This window comes from Streptomyces sp. NPDC087310 (assembly GCF_044744405.1).
Classification (GTDB): domain Bacteria; phylum Actinomycetota; class Actinomycetes; order Streptomycetales; family Streptomycetaceae; genus Streptomyces.
On the sequence record NZ_JBIUYF010000005.1, the window covers coordinates 582,905 to 597,896 of the forward strand.

Consider the following 14,992-nt stretch of genomic DNA (forward strand, 5'->3'; position numbering starts at 1 on the left):
ACGCCCTTCGAGGCCGCTCCCCCGGCGGCCCGTATGCCGCTGGCCGTCTACATCCTCGGCCTCTCGGTCTTCGCGCTCGGCACGAGCGAGTTCATGCTCTCCGGCCTGCTGCCGCCGCTCGCCGCCGACATGGACGTGTCCATCCCGACCGCGGGACTGCTCATCTCCGCGTTCGCGATCGGCATGGTCATCGGCGCCCCGCTGCTCGCCGTGGCCACCCTGCGCCTCCCCCGCCGCACCACGCTCATCGCCCTGATCTCGGTCTTCGGCCTCGGTCAGGTCGCGGGCGCGCTCGCCCCGTCGTACGAGGTGCTGTTCGCGTCCCGGGTGGTCAGCGCGTTCGCGTGCGCCGGGTTCTGGGCGGTCGGCGCGGCCGTCGCCATCGCCATGGTCGCGCCGACCGCGCGGGCCCGCGCGATGGCCGTCATGATCGGCGGGCTCTCCATCGCCAACGTCCTCGGCGTTCCCGCCGGTGCGTTCCTCGGTGAGCACCTGGGCTGGCGCTCGGCGTTCTGGGCGGTCGGCGCGGCCTCCGCGGTCGCCCTGGCCGGTGTGGCGACCCTGATCCCGCGCATCCCGCTGCCCGCCGAGAAGCCGCGCCTCAAGCGGGAGCTGGCCATCTACCGGGACCGTCAGGTCTGGCTCTCCATCGCCGTCACCGCGCTCGCGGCGGGCGGGGTCTTCTGTGCCTTCTCGTATCTCGCCCCGCTGCTCACGGACGTGGCGGGCCTGGACAGCGGCTGGGTCCCGACGGTGCTCGGCCTCTTCGGCATCGGCGCGCTGGTCGGTACGGCGCTGGGCGGCCGGTACGCGGACGCGCACCTTTTCGGTGTCCTGATCAGCGGCGTCACCGCGTCGACGGTGCTGCTCGCGCTGCTGGCGCTGACCGCCTCGAACCCGGTCGCCGTCATCGTCCTGACGTTCCTGCTCGGCGTCTCGGCGTTCTACACGGCGCCCGCGCTCAACGCCCGGATGTTCAACATCGCCGCCGCGGCCCCGACCCTGGCGGGCGCCACCGCGACGGCCGCGTTCAACCTCGGCAACACGGGCGGGCCCTGGCTCGGCGGCACGGTGATCGACGCGGACCTCGGTTTCGCCTCGACGGCGTGGGCGGGCGCGGCGATGACCGTGGTCGCGATCGGCCTGGCGGCGCTGTCGCTCCGCCTCCACCGCGCGACGGCCAGCCGGGTGGTGACCGGTTCGGCGGCGTGCGCGGCTGTCGACGCGGCCGCCTCCGCCGCCGCCTCCGTCCCGGACCCGGACGCCGGCGCGGCGCCCGGGACCGTACCGCCGGTCAGCGAGCGGGCGGCGGACCGACGAGGTCTGTCAGCTCGGCCCTGAACAGCAGGGCGGGATCGAACGCCATCCCGGTGAAGTGGCCCGCGAGCTCCAGGGACAGCACGCCGTGCAGCCGGGTCCAGAGGGTCAGGGCCCGGCGGAGGGTGGCGGGCGGGGCGGGGTGACCGCCCGCCCACTGCCGGTGGTCCGCGAGGTTCGCCTCGAACGGGGTCTCCGGACCGTCCTCGGGCAGTGCGCCGCACGCGTCGAGCAGCGTCGTCATGATCTCGCCGGAGATCGCGGTGATGTCGTCGGGTGCGTGGTAGCCGGGGACGGGGGTGCCGTAGATGAGGAGGTACCGGTGGGGGTCCTCCAGCGCCCATCGGCGCAGGTCGTACGCGAGCGCGGTCACATCGCCGCCGGAGGCCGCGACCGCGTGGAAGCTGTCGGCGAGGCTGCGGTACGCGTCCCTGATCAGCTCCGTGATCAGCTCGTCGCGGCCGGCGAAGTAGCGGTAGAGCGCGGGGCCGCTCATGCCCATCAGCTTGGCGATCGCGTTGAGCGAGAGCGCGGACGCGCCCGCCGTGGCGATCTGCTCCCAGGCGCGGTCCTTGATCTCCGTGCGCACCTGGGCGCGGTAGCGCTCGCGGGGGGTCTTCGTGCCGGTCTCCGCCATGGCCAGTCACCTTTCCGAGCGCTATACCATCAAGATATAATTAGAGGTTATCACGGAGATCGGCGCCGGGGTCGGTGCCGAGGTCGGCGCCGGGGGCGATGCGGGGATCGGTGCCGGCGTCGGTGCCGAGGTCGGCGCCGGGGGCGATGCGGGGATCGGTGCCGGCGTCGGTGCCGGAATCGATCCCGGGATCGGTGCACGCCGGGCGGCCCTTCGGACGGCGCAGGCCCGCCCCCGTGAGCCGGCGGACGAGCTCCTTCGGGCCGATCTCCACCGCACCCGCCCGCACCGCGTCGCCATAACGGTCCGACGGTATGTCGTAGTGGTCCCGCTCGAAGGCGCGCGGCGGGCAGCCGATCGACGCGGCGAAGGCGTGCAGCTCACCGAAGGAGACATCGCTGACCAGGTGCGACCACAGGCGGCCGTGGCCGGGCCAGGTGGGCGGGTCGATGTACACCGTCATACGGATCCCGCCCGGCCCGGTCCGTCAACTCCGCCCGCTCCGCCAGGTCCGCCAGCTCCGCCCAGCGCGCCGACCGCCGCGACCACCACCCCCGCCTTCCCGCACACCCAGTGCGGATCGGGTCCCAGCTCCGGCTCGACCTCCAGCGCGTGCGGCTCGGCCTCCGCGCAGACCGGGCAGAGCGGCCAGCGCCCGTACCGTTCCATCAGCGCGTCCTGGACGTCCTGGGCGACCAGCCCCGCCACGAACGCCACCCCCTCCGGCCACTGCCCGACCCACCAGCGGCGGTGCGAGACCGACTCCTCGACCAGGGACACGACCTCGGGGCGCGCCACGTCCCCGGCCGCCAGGTCGGCGAGGACCAGCGCGCGGGCGGCGTGCAGCGCCGACTCCAGCGGGTCGGGACTCGGGGTCGCGTCCGGGCTCGGACCCCGGGTCGCGTCGGGGGTCGCGTCCGGGTCCGGACCAGGGTTCTCGTCGTCCATCCCGCAATTGTCCCCCGGGTGCCGCCCCACGCCGCCCGAGGGGGTTGACGACCCCCAGGGTCGAAAATATCTTTCAAGAGTGACCCAAGACGTGAAGGAAAGTTTCAGCGGTGACGCTCCCCCCGCCCCCGCCGCCCTCGCCGCCAAGGTGCGGACCCTCGCACCGACCATGACGCGCTCCATGCAGCTCGTCGCGGAAGCCGTCGCCGGTGACCCGGCCGGCTGCGCCGCCCTGACCGTCACCGGCCTCGCCGAGCTGACCGGCACCAGCGAGGCCACCGTCGTCCGCACCGCCCGGCTCCTCGGCTACCCCGGCTACCGCGATCTCCGCCTCGCCCTCGCCGGTCTCGCCGCCCAGCAGCAGTCCGGCCGCGCGCCCTCCGTCACCGCCGACATAGCCGTGGACGACCCGATCGGGGACGTCGTCGCGAAGCTCGCCTACGACGAACAGCAGACCCTCGCCGACACCGCCGCCGGGCTCGACACCGTCCAGCTCGGCGCCGTCGTCGCCGCGTCCGTCGCCGCCCGCAGGATCGACATCTACGGCGTCGGCGCGTCCTCCCTCGTCGGCATGGACCTCGCGCAGAAACTGCTCCGTATCGGACTCATCGCGCACTCCCACAGCGACCCGCACCTCGCCGTCACCAACGCCGTCCAGCTCCAGCCAGGCGACGTGGCCATCGCGATCACCCACTCGGGCTCCACCGGCGATGTCATCGAACCGCTCCGCGCCGCCTTCGACCGGGGCGCGACGACGGTCGCGATCACCGGCCGCCCGGACAGCCCGGTCTCCCAGTACGCCGACCATGTGCTGACGACCTCCACCGCCCGCGAGAGCGAGCTGCGCCCGGCCGCCATGTCCAGCCGTACGAGCCAGCTCCTCGTCGTCGACTGCCTGTTCATAGGCGTGGCGCAGCGTACGTACGAGACGGCGGCGCCCGCGCTCTCCGCCTCGTACGAAGCGCTCGCGCACCGCCACAGCCCGCGCAGCAGCGCCCGCTGACGCACGGCTTCACCTTCACCACGGCGCGGCTCCACCACCGGCTCCACGACTGGCTCCGCCGCGTATCTCCTTCACACCGGCACCCGCACCCCCGGAAACCGGCGCCCGCACCCCCGGAAAGAAAGAGCCGCTTCCCCATGTCCTCAACGCGCCGCACCAACCACACGCAGCACACGCACCACACGCACAACGGCGAGACCGGAGCGTACGGCGACCTCCGCGCCCAGCTCGACACGCTCACCACCGAGGCGTTCCGCCCCGAACTGGCCGAGATCGACCAGCTCCCCACGCTCGACATCGCCCGGATCATGAACGGTGAGGACGCCACCGTCCCGGCCGCCGTCGCCACCCAGCTCCCCCGTATCGCCGCCGCCATCGACGCCACGGCCGAGCGCGTGGCCCACGGGGGACGGCTGATCTACGCGGGCGCCGGTACGGCGGGGCGGCTCGGTGTGCTGGACGCCAGCGAGTGCCCGCCGACGTTCAACACCGACCCGGGCGAGGTCGTCGGCCTGATCGCGGGCGGCCCCGGCGCACTGGTCACCTCGGTCGAGGGCGCCGAGGACTCCAGGGAGCTGGCGGCGGCCGACCTGACGGCGATAAAGCTGACCTCGGCGGACACGGTCGTCGGCGTCTCCGCCTCCGGCCGCACCCCGTACGCGGTCGGCGCCGTCGAGCACGCCCGCTCCCTGGGCGCGCTCACCATCGGCCTCTCCTGCAACGAGGGCAGCGCGCTCGCGGCGGCGGCCGAACACGGCATCGAGGTCGTCGTCGGGCCCGAACTGCTCACGGGCTCCACCCGTCTCAAGGCCGGTACGGCGCAGAAGCTCGTCCTCAACATGCTCTCGACGATCACGATGATCCGGCGCGGCAAGACATACGGAAACCTCATGGTCGACGTCCGCGCCTCCAACGAGAAGCTGCGCGCCCGCTCCCGCCGGATCGTTTCTCTCGCCACGGGCGCGACCGACGACGAGATCGAGTCGGCGCTCGCCGCCACCGACGGCGAGGTCAAGAACGCCATCCTGCTCATCCTCGGCGCGGTCGACGGACCGACGGCCGCGCGGCTGCTGACGGAGCACGACGGCCATCTGCGCGCGGCGCTCCTGCGGACCCACCCGTCCCCCGCCCCCTGACCTCCGGGTCCCTCCCAAGCAAGGCAGCGCCCCATGGACAAGAACCGCGCCACGGCGGAAGCGATCCTCCCGCTCGTCGGAGGCGCCGCGAACGTCTCCTCCGTGGCCCACTGCATGACACGGCTCCGCCTCGGTCTGCACGACCGCTCCTTGGTACGGGAGGCGGAGCTGCGGGCGCTGCCCGCCGTGCTCGGGGTGGTGGAGGACGAGACGTACCAGATCGTGCTGGGCCCGGGGACGGTGGCACGGGTGACCCCGGAGTTCGAGTCCCTGCTGACGCGGTCCCGTACGCCGTCCCCTTCCCCAAGTCCGAGCCCGCCCCCTTCCGCGCCCACCGCTGACGGCCTGGCGGCGAAGGGCGAGGCGATGAGATCGTCGCGGAAGGCCAGGAACGCCACACCGGTCAAACTCCTGCTCCGCAGGATCGCCAACATCTTCGTCCCGCTGATCCCCGCCCTCATCGGCTGCGGCATCATCGCGGGCCTGGGCGGCCTGCTCACCAACCTCCACCAACTGCCCTCCCTCGCCCCCGCGCTCGCCGCGCTCGCCTCCGGATTCCTGTCGCTGATCGCCGTGTTCGTCGGCTGCAACACGGCGAAGGAGTTCGGCGGCACCCCCGTCCTGGGCGGCGCCGTCGCCGCGGTCATCGTCTTCCCGGGCGTCGCGCAGGTCGACGCGTTCGGCCGCCATCTCGCCCCGGGCCAGGGCGGGGTACTGGGCGCGCTCGCCGCGGCGGCCCTCGCGGTGCGGGTCGAGAAGTGGTGCCGCAGACGGGTGCCGGAGGCGCTGGACGTCCTGGTCACCCCGACCCTGACCGTCCTCGTCCCCGGCCTGGTCACGCTGTACGGCCTGATGTACGCGGCCGGGGCGGTCGCCGGCGCCATCGGCGACTTTGCCACCTGGCTGCTCAGGTACGGCGGTGCGGGCGCGGGCCTGGTGCTGGGCGGGCTGTTCCTGCCGCTGGTGATGCTGGGCCTGCACCAGGCGCTCATCCCCCTCCACACGACGCTCATCGAACAGCAGGGCCACACGGTGCTGCTCCCGATCCTCGCGATGGCCGGGGCGGGCCAGGTCGGCGCCGCGGCGGCGGTCTATGTACGCCTCCCCCGTAACACCTCCCTCCGCCGCACCATCCGCTCCGCCCTCCCCGCGGGCCTCCTCGGCGTGGGCGAACCGCTGATCTACGGCGTCTCGCTCCCCCTGGGCCGCCCCTTCGTCACCGCGTGCGTGGGCGGTGCGGCCGGCGGCGCCTTCGTCGGCCTGTTCCACCAGCTCGGCTCGGCGGTCGGCTCGACGGCGATCGGTCCGTCGGGCTGGGCGCTGTTCCCGCTCCTGGCCGGCGACGGGGGCCTGGGCGAGGCGCTCGCGGTGTACGGGGGCGGGCTGCTGACCGGATACGTCGCGGGGTTCGTCGCCACCTACTGCTTCGGCTTCACGCACACGATGCTGGCCGAACTCAACACACCGCCGCCCGCGACCGCCCCGACCACACCCCCGCGGCCGGACACGGAACCGGCACCGTCAACGCCCTGAGGTCCCGCACGCCCTGCACACCCTGACGACCGCGCGCTCAACCCACCGCGCGCTCACCCCGCGGCGGCCGTACGCAGGAACGCCACCAGGTCGTCCACCCCGTACCCGAGCAGCGGTCCCCGCTCGGCGGCCATCAGCAGCAACTGGCCCACGATCTCCGCGCCGTGGCCGTCCACACCGTCGCCGGTCCAGTCCCAGAGCCCTTCGATCCCCAGGTCGTTCATGAGGACCCCGTACTCCTCCCGGATCTCGGCGCACAGCGGGGCCACGGCGGCGAGCAGGGTGGTGCCGGGGCGCTCGCAGCGCAGGCAGAAGTAGTCACCGAAGCGCTCGACCGAACACCCCTGCGGCGGCCGGGCCCTGAGCATCTCGTAGCGGGGCGCGTAGAAGTCCGGGGTGCCCTCGGCCTGGCAGTGGATCAGCCGGAATCGGTGCAGGATCTCGCCTGTTCGGGACGTCACATCCGCATCCTTTGTGTCCCGCGTCGCGTTCATTGTGTGCTCCCACGCTCTGTATCGATTGCGTGCACACAGAGTGTCCGAGTGTGGTTAGCCTGAAAAGAGACGGCGGCCCAACACCGCCCCCTGTCCGAACCGGGAGATCCCCATGCCTGGACCGAAACCCCTCGACCCCTCCTCGTCGCCCCGCGCCATGCTCGGCGCGGAACTCAGACACCAGCGGAGCGAAGCGGACCTGTCCCAGGACGAGTTGGGTGCGGCACTCTTCGTCAGCGGCTCGTTCATCGGCCAGTTGGAGGCCGGTACGCGCAGGATGCAGCCCGAGTACGCGACGTACTTCGACCAGACCTTCAAGACGGACGGCTTCTTCTTCCGGAACTGCGAGGCGCTGAAGAAGTCGAAGTACCCGGACCACTTCGCCGAGGCGGCGGAGGCCGAGGCGGTCGCCACGATGATCCGGGAGTACGCGCCGCTGCTGATCCCCGGCCTGCTGCAGACGGGGCCGTACGCCACCGCGGTGTTCCGCGCGTACCACCCGACGGCTCCGGAGGAGGCCATCGAGGAGCTGCTGGCGGCGCGCATGGAGCGGGCCGCATTGTTGAAGGACCCAACAAAACCGATGGTTTGGACCGTGCTCGACGAGGCGGTGCTGCGGCGGCCCGTGGACAGTCCGGCCATGATGGCCCAGGCGCTGCGCCATGTGGCGGCCATGGCCCGGCGGCACCGGATCCTCGTACAGGTACTGCCGTTCACCGCGGGCGCGCATGCCGCGATGAACGGCGCGCTCAAGCTGATGGGGTTCGAGGACGCGCCCCCGCTCGCCTACCTCGAAAGCCTGGGATCGGGGCAATTGCTGGACGATCCGGCCACCGTCGCCCGGTACGAACTGACCTACGATCTACTGGGGGCCACCGCACTGTCACCGAGAGCATCCTTGGCCCTGATCGAATCAGTGGCGGAGGAATACGCGCATGAAGAGCAGCAGCCGTGAGTACGACCTGAGCGCGGCGACCTGGCACAAGGCCAGTTACAGCGGCGGGGACGGTGGCAACTGCCTCGAAGTCGCCCGGGAGTTCCCGGGATCCGCGGCCTGGCGGAAGTCCACGTACAGCGGGGGTACCGGCGGCAACTGCCTGGAGGTGGCGGACGGCCTGGCCGGCATAGTCCCCGTCCGTGACTCCAAGACCCCGCACGCCCGGGGCCTCGTCTTCCAGGCGGGGGCCTGGACCGCCTTCGTCACCGAGCTCAAGACCGCCCCGTCCGCGCCGAACGTGAAGTGATCTTGTCCAGTGATCTTTGGGGGATGACATGGGTTCCGAAGCGCTCCCGTCCGGGGACCGCCCGGTACGCGACCTGGTCCGCGAAGTGGTCGCCGACCTCTCGCCGGGTGAACTGCCGATGCTGGAAGGGCTGTTCGACCTCGATGACACGACGGCCGTCCGGCGCCTGAGCGGTCAGGGGCAGCGGCGGGAGCCCCTGGGATTCGGCATGGGCGAGATCGCGGTGCTGATCACCCCGGTGGTCTGGCTGACGCTGGACCAGGCGGCCAGACGCTTCGCCGACTCCGCCGTGGACGTGACGTCGCGGCAGTCGACCGCGCTGCTGCGCCGGCTGTTCCGCAGGAGCCGGCCGCCGGTCACGGTGCCCGCGCTGACCCGCGAACAGCTCGCCGAGGTACGGCGGTTGGTGCTGGAGTCCGCCGCGCAGCGCGGGCTCCCCGCCCAGCGCGCCTCGGAGGTCGCCGACTCGGTGGTGGCCAGGCTGGTCCTCGCCGAACCGGGCGAGTCGGGCCCGGACTCGGCCCCCGACTCGACCCCAGGCCCGGACTCGGCATCGCCATCGGGAGCGGGCTCGGCATCGGCCGAGGGCAGACCGGACACCCCCGCCGTCACCGGTACCGCCCAAGAGGACTGAGCCCGCCGTGGGCACGCCCGCCGCCCGGTCCCGGATCGACGAACGGGCGATGGGCGCGGGTACCACCGTGCGCTTCGCGCTGCTGGTGGCCCTGCTGCTGGCCGCCGGCGGAGCCATGATGCTGCCCGCCGTCAACTCCCTCCACAGCTCGGACCGCGTGGGCTGCCAACTCGCCCTGGGGATCGACCCGGACCGGTCCGGGGACATGGCCTCGGCGGTCAACGCCCTGAGCCAGGCGGTCCCGTACGAGGCGTGCATGGCCAGGTACGCGCCGCCGCCCGCGCAGTGGCAGATCTTCGGCTGGCCGGTGCTGCTCTCCGCCGCGGCCGTGCTGCTGTTCACCCTTCTGCCCGTACTGAAAGCCCGGCGACGCCGCGCCGTACCACTGGAGTCGGTCGACAAGGACGGTGAACTCAAGCTCGTGCTGGCCGAGTTGGCGGAGACCGCCGGTCTCGCCCGGCTGCCGCGCGTGGTCGTGGACCGGGCCTCCGTCACCACCGGCGCCGTGGTCTTCGGCCGCAACCGGCGACCGGTCGTGTGTCTGTACGGCGGCCTGCTCGCCTGCCGGGCCACCGACCCGGAGCGCTTCCGGGCCGTGCTGCTGCACGAGTTCGCCCACATCGCCAACCGGGACATCACCGTCACGTACGGCACGGTCGCCCTGTGGCGGGTGTTCCTCGCCCTGGTGCTCGTGCCCTACCTGGTGTGGGAGAGCACCCAGGTCCGCGGTGTCCTGAGGTGGGGGACGTGGTCCACCGACGCACCGGCACTGACCCGAGGACTGCTGCTCCCCGTCCTCACCGTCGCGCTCGTCCACCTCGCCCGGTCGGACGTGCTGCGCAGCCGGGAGGTCTACGCGGACCTGGCAGCGGTGCGCTGGGGTGCGAACCCCCGGGGCTGGGACGCCACCACCCGGGCCCCGGAGGGCGGCCGGCTCCGGCGCGCGCTCGGTGCGCTGCGGGAACACTGGGGCACGCATCCGCGCTGGGAGGAGCGCCGTGACGCGCTGGCGGACCCGGCGCCGCTGTTCGGGGCGCGGGCCCTGCCGGTGTTCCTGACCGGGGCCGCCGCCTCGATGGTCAACTTCCATCTGCTGACCTACCTGTCGACGTACAACATGTACAGCCTGTGGCGGGTCCAACTGGTCGCGTTGGCCCCCGCCGCGCTGGTCGCCGGGGTGATCGGGACCGCACTGTGGCGGACGGTGGCGTACGCCGTCCTCACCGGTGACCCGGTGCCCTCAGGGGTACGGACGGGGCTGTGGCTGGGCGCCGGTCTGGGGGCCGGCGGGCTGTTCACCGGATACGGCATGGGCGGCTCCGAATGGCTGCCGCAGCGGCCCGCGGTGCTGCTCCTGGTCCTCGGCGCCGGGGTCGCGTTCGCCTGGTGGGTCACGCGGTGCGCCCACCTCTGGGCCAGTACCTGGCGCGGGCGTTCGCTCCGTCCGCCGCTGCTGATCGGCCTGGTGTCCTCGACGCTGGTACTGGCCGCGTGGTTCGCCTGGTGGACCATGGACGGGTGGTCCTGGGCGGCCGGGGCGTCGTACAACAGCACCGGTATGCGCCAGACGGCCCTGCGGATGGTGCCCGGCGCTGACGTGGCGCGGCAGGGCGCCGACGCGGCGCGGTCGGCCATGGTCTCGGCGGTCGTCACCGCGCGTCCGGTGCTGAACGGGTCGGTCGCCTCACCGCTGATCCCCGCCGCGATCGCGGCGCTGTGGCTGACGCCGCTGGCCGCCTGGGCGATCGGCCGGGCCCCGGGCACTCCCCGCTGGGTGGCCGGCGCGCTGCCCGGCGGCGGCCGGACCGTGCCGGCCGGAGAGCCGGTGCCGCCGCTGCGCCGGGCTCTGCGGCCCGGACTGCTGGGCGGGGCGGTGTGCTGGCTCGCCCTGGTGGGGGTGCAGGCATATCTGCACACCTCGCAGCCCGGTCCACAACAGCGCGACAGTGTGTACGAAGTCCGCTATCTGGTCTGGCTGTTCGTGGTCCTGGTGGGGGCGGCGGCGGTCGCGGCGGCGGTCGCGGGGGTACGGACCGGCCGCGCGCACCGCCTGGCCGGCACCCTGATCGCGGCGGAGTCGGCGGCGCTGCTGGGGATCGCGGGAATGATCCTGCTCGTCTCCGCCGACGGCTGCGTCGAGCCGCTGAACACCCTGCGGACCAGTTGTTCCTGGCAGCCCGCCTGGCAGTCGCTCCAGTGGACGCTGCCGTATCTGATCAACGGGCCCCTCGCCCTCGCGGCGATCATCGCCTTCCTGGTGGCCGCGGCCGGATCGACGGTCGGACGCGCGCGGCGACGGTGGGCGCGCCCGGCGGGCGGGGCGGGCGGCCCGCGCCCCCGGTCCGCCGGGCAGGCGCCCGGGGCCCGGGGCCTCGGCGTACGCCTGGGCGCGGGCGGGCTCGCCGCGGCGGCGGTGGGGATCGCCGTGGTGATGCCGCTCTCCCTGGCCCGGTTCCACACCCTGGTCCCCGACGCCGCCACCGCCCAGTCGACGACCCGCCAGTGGTCGAATGTGACCGCAGTGCCGGTGTCCACCGCCACCAGGGCCCGGCAGGTCCACGCCTGGCACCGCCTCGGCGGCCGGTATCTGCTGGAGCACGCCGCGGCCGACTACACGTACCTCGGAACCGTGCTGCGTACGGCCGCGGACACCAAGAACGCCAATCTGACCTATCTGGCCCGGCTCCGGCCCACCTGCGCCGACTTCGGCAGAATCGCCGGCTGGGTGAACGGCGCCTACTTCCGGGTACCGGACCCCGAGGCCCAGTCGGCCTGGCAGGCCCTCGGCACCCAGGCGTGGAACGGCAGCGTGAACTGCGAACGTGCCCTGAGGGAGCGGGACTACGATCTCTTCGCCACCTCGCTGGGTGAACTGATCGCGGCCGGAAAGAGCGCCGAGAAGGTCACCACCAGGGTCAACACGGTGCTGTCCGAGGCGGGTTACAAGAACTAACCGCTCAGCCCGACCAGCCCGACCAGCCCGGTCAGCCCGGTCAGCCCCCCATGCGGTACCCGAAGTTTCCGCCGGTGGCGGGGCCTCCGAGGGTGCCCAGGTGGAAGCTGGTGGCCCCCGTACCGGTGACTCCGGTCGACGTGTCCGTCGGGAGGGTCCAGACGCGGCCCTTGTAGCCGTCCTCGCCGTTGCCGCCGGCGTAGACCTCCGGGTTCCCGTCCCGGTCCGTGTCGAGCACCGACACCGCGGAGCCGAAGTGGTCGTTGTTCTCCGAGGTGCTGGGGACGCCCTTGCTGTTCTGGGTGAAGGACGTCGCGCCGGTGGTGGTGATCCCGGAGGCGCTGCCGCGCAGCACGGTGATCGCGCCCGACGCGGTGGTGGTCGCCGGGTCGGCGCCGGTCTCGTACGAGGCGCCGATGATCACGTCGTCGTAGCCGTCCCGGTCGGTGTCGCCGATGGCCAGCGCGGAGCCGAAGCGGTCGCCCTCCTCGTCCAGGCCGGGGACGCCGGTGCCGGCCTGGGTGTAGGAGCGGGCCTTCGGGGTGGCGCCGATGCCGTGGGGGCCGCCGTACGCCACGTAGATCTTGTTGTCCTCCGGATGGCCCGTCACCAGGTCCTGGTGGCCGTCCTTGTTCAGGTCGCCGAGGGCCGAGGGGTAGAAGGTGCTGTACTTCTGCGGCCCGCCGAAGCCGCTGCCCTTGACGAGTCCGGTGGCCGAGCCCTTCAGCACCACGCCCCCGAGTGTGCCGTTCCCGAGGACGACCCCGCCGCTGACCACGATGTCGTCGATGCCGTCGCCGGTCAGGTCGCCCACGTGGACGACGGAGGTCAGGAGTTTGTCCAGGGAACCGGTGTTGCGGAACCAGACACCGGCCGACGCGCCCGTCGTACGGTCGAGCGGGCCGAGCCGTACGGAGAGGCCGTACGAGGCGCCGTTGTTGCCGCGGGTGATGAAGTCGTCGACCCCGTCGCCGTTGACGTCGCCCACACCGACGGTGCCGCCGAGGACCTTCGGGTCGTGGGGCCGGTAGATGCCGGGCGCGACGGTGGTGCCCGCGCCGGTGAGACCGTCGGCGCTCCCCCAGAGCACCGTGTGCCGCTCCGCCCAGGTGACCACCAGGTCGTCGTAGCCGTCGCCGTCGAGGTCGCCGTGGGCGCTGACCGCGCGCCACCTGCCGTCCTCGGTGAGGTCGCCGGGGACGCCGGGTGTGGCCTGGCTGATGATCGCGGCCGTGTCGTGCCTCAGGCCGGTGGCGGAGCCGTACGCGACGGTGACGACGCCCGCCCGCTTCACGCCGTCGACGGTCGTGGTGTGCGCGCCGATGGCGAGGTCCGGATAGCCGTCGCCGTTGAAGTCGGCTCCGGAGCCGGCTCCGGAGTCCACCCCGGCTCCCCGCACCGGGCCCGTACGGTCGGCCGCCGCGGCGGCCGGTGTCACACCGCCGGCGCCGAGCAGTGTGACCGCGCAGACGGCCGCGGTGGTGAGCGCTCTTGCGCGCATCAGAACCCCCCAGGTTCCCGGTGGCGGCCCCCGGGAGAGGCCGCCGGAATACCGAACGGATGTGATCATACGGGCACCTCGGAACCGCCTCGTGCTACCGAGAGTTCTTTACATGCGGAGCCAACTCACCTGTTTATTACGTGAATTTGACGATGGATATCCTTTGACGACGGGACCTGACGGACCATAGGGTCGGATGCGTCGGGTGAGCTGACCGACGGGGGACCAGCCGGGGGGATCGAAAGGGGAAGTTCAGCTCTTCAGGGATGCGTGCCGTATATCCGCGTCCTCATTCTCGATCGTGCATGCGCGCGGCATCGCGCTGCCGCATGCCCAATTCACGGGGAAAAAATTGAATCGGAGATTCGCACGCGCATCGCTCGTGCTCACTTCCTGCACCGCGCTGGCCGTCGCCGGCACCCTGGCCGGATCGACATCCGCGCAGGCCACGTACTACAGCGGCGGCATGCCGAAGCGGTCGTTCAACGTCAAGACCGTCGGCATCAACAATGAGTGGGTCAAGTACTTCGACACCGGCCGCAAGAACTGGAACGACGCCGGGGTAAAGGCCAAGATAGGCCGGAAGTCCACCGCAAAGGCATCGTTCACGGCCGGTCGCTACAGCGCGAGTTGGTACGGGGTTTACGCGCCGTCCGGTTCTCGCGCCAATCGGGTCTTCAAGATCCAGGTGAATGCGAGGACTCTCGACCGGGATGCCGGTTCGAAGTACGACCAGTGGGTCCGCAGCACCACCACGCACGAACTCGGGCACGCGCTGAGTCTCGACGACAACCCGAATACCAGCAAAGCGTCGCTCATGAAGCACAGCCGTAATCGCACGACGGTGCAGAAGCCGCTGGCGTACGACAAGTCCGAGGTGAAGAGGATCTACTCGTGATGGCGACCCGGAACATTCTCGTCACCGGCGCCGCGGCCCTCGCCGCGTTCGGCGTCGTCGGCTGCTCCTCGGACGGCGGAGCCGCGAACGGCTCCGGGTCCGGGGCCGGATCCTCGGCGGACGTCGTGGCGTACCACGCGGACTACCCCGCCTACGACTCGCTCGACGCGGTCATCGGGGAGTCCGACCTCGTCGTCCGGGGCACCGTGGTCGGCTCCCGGGTCGAGCCCCTGCTGCCCGAGACCTCGGCCGGCGGCGACCCGGCCACCAACCCGCAGGCGGGTCTCTCCCCGAAGGAGCTCGCCCAGGCCGAGGCCGAGGCGGAGGCCGACCCGGTGGTCGTCACCGTCTCCACGGTGAAGGTCTCCCAGGTGCTCGCCGGGGACGCCGCCGTCGGGGACACCGTCGAGGTCAGCCAGCTCGGCGGTACGTACAAGGGCGTCACGTACAAGGAGCGGGACACCACGACGCTCGCCAGGGGCGGCACCGAGTACGTGCTGATGCTCGCCGACAACGGCGGCGCCAACCCGTACGACCTGCTCAACCCGGAGCAGGCGCTCTACACCGTCGGGTCCGGCGGCGCGGTCAAGGCCGTGTCGGGCGGCGGCTTCGACAACGCGGGCAGGATCAGCCAGCTCGCCGACCGGACGCAGCGGATCAGCGCCAAGTAGGCGGCGCGCGCCCACCGCACCGG

General features: G+C 72.3%; 14 protein-coding genes and 1 pseudogene. 10 read left to right on the forward strand and 5 right to left on the reverse strand.

Features of this window, described 5'->3' with window-relative positions; translation table 11 throughout:
• Positions 1–33 precede the first annotated feature (33 nt).
• Positions 34–1,341: a Cmx/CmrA family chloramphenicol efflux MFS transporter gene (locus ACIO3P_RS21815; protein WP_401853260.1), complete on the forward strand. Its 1,308-nt coding sequence runs from the start codon at positions 34–36 to the stop codon at positions 1,339–1,341.
• Here the strand turns inward: ACIO3P_RS21815 and ACIO3P_RS21820 are convergent.
• The 3 genes and pseudogenes from ACIO3P_RS21820 to ACIO3P_RS21830 all read right to left on the reverse strand — a co-directional run bounded on the left by ACIO3P_RS21820 (position 1,295) and on the right by ACIO3P_RS21830 (position 2,902).
• Positions 1,295–1,954, reverse strand: a complete 660-nt coding sequence (locus ACIO3P_RS21820; RefSeq protein ID WP_401853149.1) for a TetR/AcrR family transcriptional regulator — start codon at positions 1,952–1,954, stop codon at positions 1,295–1,297. The two genes, ACIO3P_RS21815 and ACIO3P_RS21820, sit on opposite strands and share 47 nt — an antisense overlap.
• Before the next feature lie 199 nt (positions 1,955–2,153).
• Positions 2,154–2,417 (reverse strand): annotated as a pseudogene (locus tag ACIO3P_RS21825) (DUF4031 domain-containing protein); the annotation flags it as partial.
• Positions 2,414–2,902 (reverse strand): hypothetical protein, encoded by a 489-nt coding sequence (locus tag ACIO3P_RS21830; RefSeq protein ID WP_401853152.1) that lies wholly within the window; start codon positions 2,900–2,902, stop codon positions 2,414–2,416. The pseudogene ACIO3P_RS21825 and the gene ACIO3P_RS21830, both read right to left, overlap by 4 nt.
• A 79-nt stretch (positions 2,903–2,981) precedes the next feature.
• Here ACIO3P_RS21830 and ACIO3P_RS21835 point away from each other — a divergent pair, with 79 nt between their 5' ends.
• The 3 genes from ACIO3P_RS21835 to ACIO3P_RS21845 all read left to right on the forward strand — a co-directional run bounded on the left by ACIO3P_RS21835 (position 2,982) and on the right by ACIO3P_RS21845 (position 6,574).
• Entirely contained in the window at positions 2,982–3,905 is a 924-nt protein-coding gene (locus ACIO3P_RS21835; RefSeq protein WP_329824916.1) for a MurR/RpiR family transcriptional regulator, read from the forward strand.
• A gap of 137 nt (positions 3,906–4,042) precedes the next feature.
• Positions 4,043–5,041 (forward strand): N-acetylmuramic acid 6-phosphate etherase, encoded by a 999-nt coding sequence (gene murQ / locus ACIO3P_RS21840; RefSeq protein WP_329824915.1) that lies wholly within the window; start codon positions 4,043–4,045, stop codon positions 5,039–5,041.
• Positions 5,042–5,074: 33 nt separating this feature from the next.
• The gene (locus tag ACIO3P_RS21845; RefSeq protein WP_401853154.1) at positions 5,075–6,574 is read left to right on the forward strand and encodes a PTS transporter subunit EIIC; all 1,500 of its coding nucleotides are present in this window, start codon (positions 5,075–5,077) and stop codon (positions 6,572–6,574) included.
• A 53-nt stretch (positions 6,575–6,627) separates the two neighbouring features.
• On the opposite strand, the gene ACIO3P_RS21850 is transcribed toward ACIO3P_RS21845, so the two are convergent.
• A complete protein-coding gene (locus ACIO3P_RS21850) occupies positions 6,628–7,035 on the reverse strand; it encodes an amidase (protein WP_329824913.1) in 408 nt (135 codons plus the stop codon).
• A 145-nt stretch (positions 7,036–7,180) separates the two neighbouring features.
• On the opposite strand from ACIO3P_RS21850, the gene ACIO3P_RS21855 reads away from it, so the two are divergent.
• The 4 genes from ACIO3P_RS21855 to ACIO3P_RS21870 are packed head-to-tail and all read left to right on the forward strand — an operon-like array spanning position 7,181 to position 11,899.
• A complete protein-coding gene (locus ACIO3P_RS21855) occupies positions 7,181–8,023 on the forward strand; it encodes a helix-turn-helix transcriptional regulator (protein ID WP_329824912.1) in 843 nt (280 codons plus the stop codon).
• Positions 8,004–8,312 carry a DUF397 domain-containing protein gene (locus tag ACIO3P_RS21860; protein WP_329824911.1) on the forward strand — a complete coding sequence of 103 codons (309 nt, stop codon included), beginning with the start codon at positions 8,004–8,006 and terminating at the stop codon, positions 8,310–8,312. The genes ACIO3P_RS21855 and ACIO3P_RS21860 overlap by 20 nt, the downstream gene beginning before the upstream one ends.
• A 28-nt stretch (positions 8,313–8,340) precedes the next feature.
• A complete protein-coding gene (locus ACIO3P_RS21865) occupies positions 8,341–8,946 on the forward strand; it encodes a hypothetical protein (RefSeq protein WP_401853157.1) in 606 nt (201 codons plus the stop codon).
• A 7-nt stretch (positions 8,947–8,953) separates the two neighbouring features.
• Entirely contained in the window at positions 8,954–11,899 is a 2,946-nt protein-coding gene (locus ACIO3P_RS21870) for a M48 family metallopeptidase (RefSeq protein ID WP_401853160.1), read from the forward strand.
• 40 nt (positions 11,900–11,939) lie between these two features.
• On the opposite strand, the gene ACIO3P_RS21875 is transcribed toward ACIO3P_RS21870, so the two are convergent.
• The gene (locus ACIO3P_RS21875) at positions 11,940–13,400 is read right to left on the reverse strand and encodes an FG-GAP and VCBS repeat-containing protein (protein ID WP_401853162.1); all 1,461 of its coding nucleotides are present in this window, start codon (positions 13,398–13,400) and stop codon (positions 11,940–11,942) included.
• 301 nt (positions 13,401–13,701) lie between these two features.
• Here ACIO3P_RS21875 and ACIO3P_RS21880 point away from each other — a divergent pair, with 301 nt between their 5' ends.
• Together ACIO3P_RS21880 and ACIO3P_RS21885 are read left to right on the forward strand one after the other, a co-directional pair.
• Positions 13,702–14,298 carry a hypothetical protein gene (locus tag ACIO3P_RS21880; protein ID WP_401789293.1) on the forward strand — a complete coding sequence of 199 codons (597 nt, stop codon included), beginning with the start codon at positions 13,702–13,704 and terminating at the stop codon, positions 14,296–14,298.
• The gene (locus ACIO3P_RS21885) at positions 14,298–14,969 is read left to right on the forward strand and encodes a hypothetical protein (RefSeq protein WP_329824906.1); all 672 of its coding nucleotides are present in this window, start codon (positions 14,298–14,300) and stop codon (positions 14,967–14,969) included. The genes ACIO3P_RS21880 and ACIO3P_RS21885 overlap by 1 nt, the downstream gene beginning before the upstream one ends.
• The last annotated feature ends 23 nt before the right edge of the window (positions 14,970–14,992 follow it).

Excerpts from the sequence above, each read along its gene's own strand:
- ACIO3P_RS21860 (WP_329824911.1), top strand. The coding sequence starts at position 8,004 with ATGAAGAGCAGCAGCCGTGAGTACGACCTGAGCGCGGCGACCTGGCAC.
- ACIO3P_RS21820 (WP_401853149.1), bottom strand. The coding sequence starts at position 1,954 with ATGGCGGAGACCGGCACGAAGACCCCCCGCGAGCGCTACCGCGCCCAG.
- ACIO3P_RS21885 (WP_329824906.1), top strand. The coding sequence starts at position 14,298 with ATGGCGACCCGGAACATTCTCGTCACCGGCGCCGCGGCCCTCGCCGCG.
- ACIO3P_RS21865 (WP_401853157.1), top strand. The coding sequence starts at position 8,341 with ATGGGTTCCGAAGCGCTCCCGTCCGGGGACCGCCCGGTACGCGACCTG.
- ACIO3P_RS21855 (WP_329824912.1), top strand. The coding sequence starts at position 7,181 with ATGCCTGGACCGAAACCCCTCGACCCCTCCTCGTCGCCCCGCGCCATG.
- ACIO3P_RS21875 (WP_401853162.1), bottom strand. The coding sequence starts at position 13,400 with ATGCGCGCAAGAGCGCTCACCACCGCGGCCGTCTGCGCGGTCACACTG.
- ACIO3P_RS21815 (WP_401853260.1), top strand. The coding sequence starts at position 34 with ATGCCGCTGGCCGTCTACATCCTCGGCCTCTCGGTCTTCGCGCTCGGC.
- murQ (WP_329824915.1), top strand. The coding sequence starts at position 4,043 with ATGTCCTCAACGCGCCGCACCAACCACACGCAGCACACGCACCACACG.
- ACIO3P_RS21830 (WP_401853152.1), bottom strand. The coding sequence starts at position 2,902 with ATGGACGACGAGAACCCTGGTCCGGACCCGGACGCGACCCCCGACGCG.
- ACIO3P_RS21845 (WP_401853154.1), top strand. The coding sequence starts at position 5,075 with ATGGACAAGAACCGCGCCACGGCGGAAGCGATCCTCCCGCTCGTCGGA.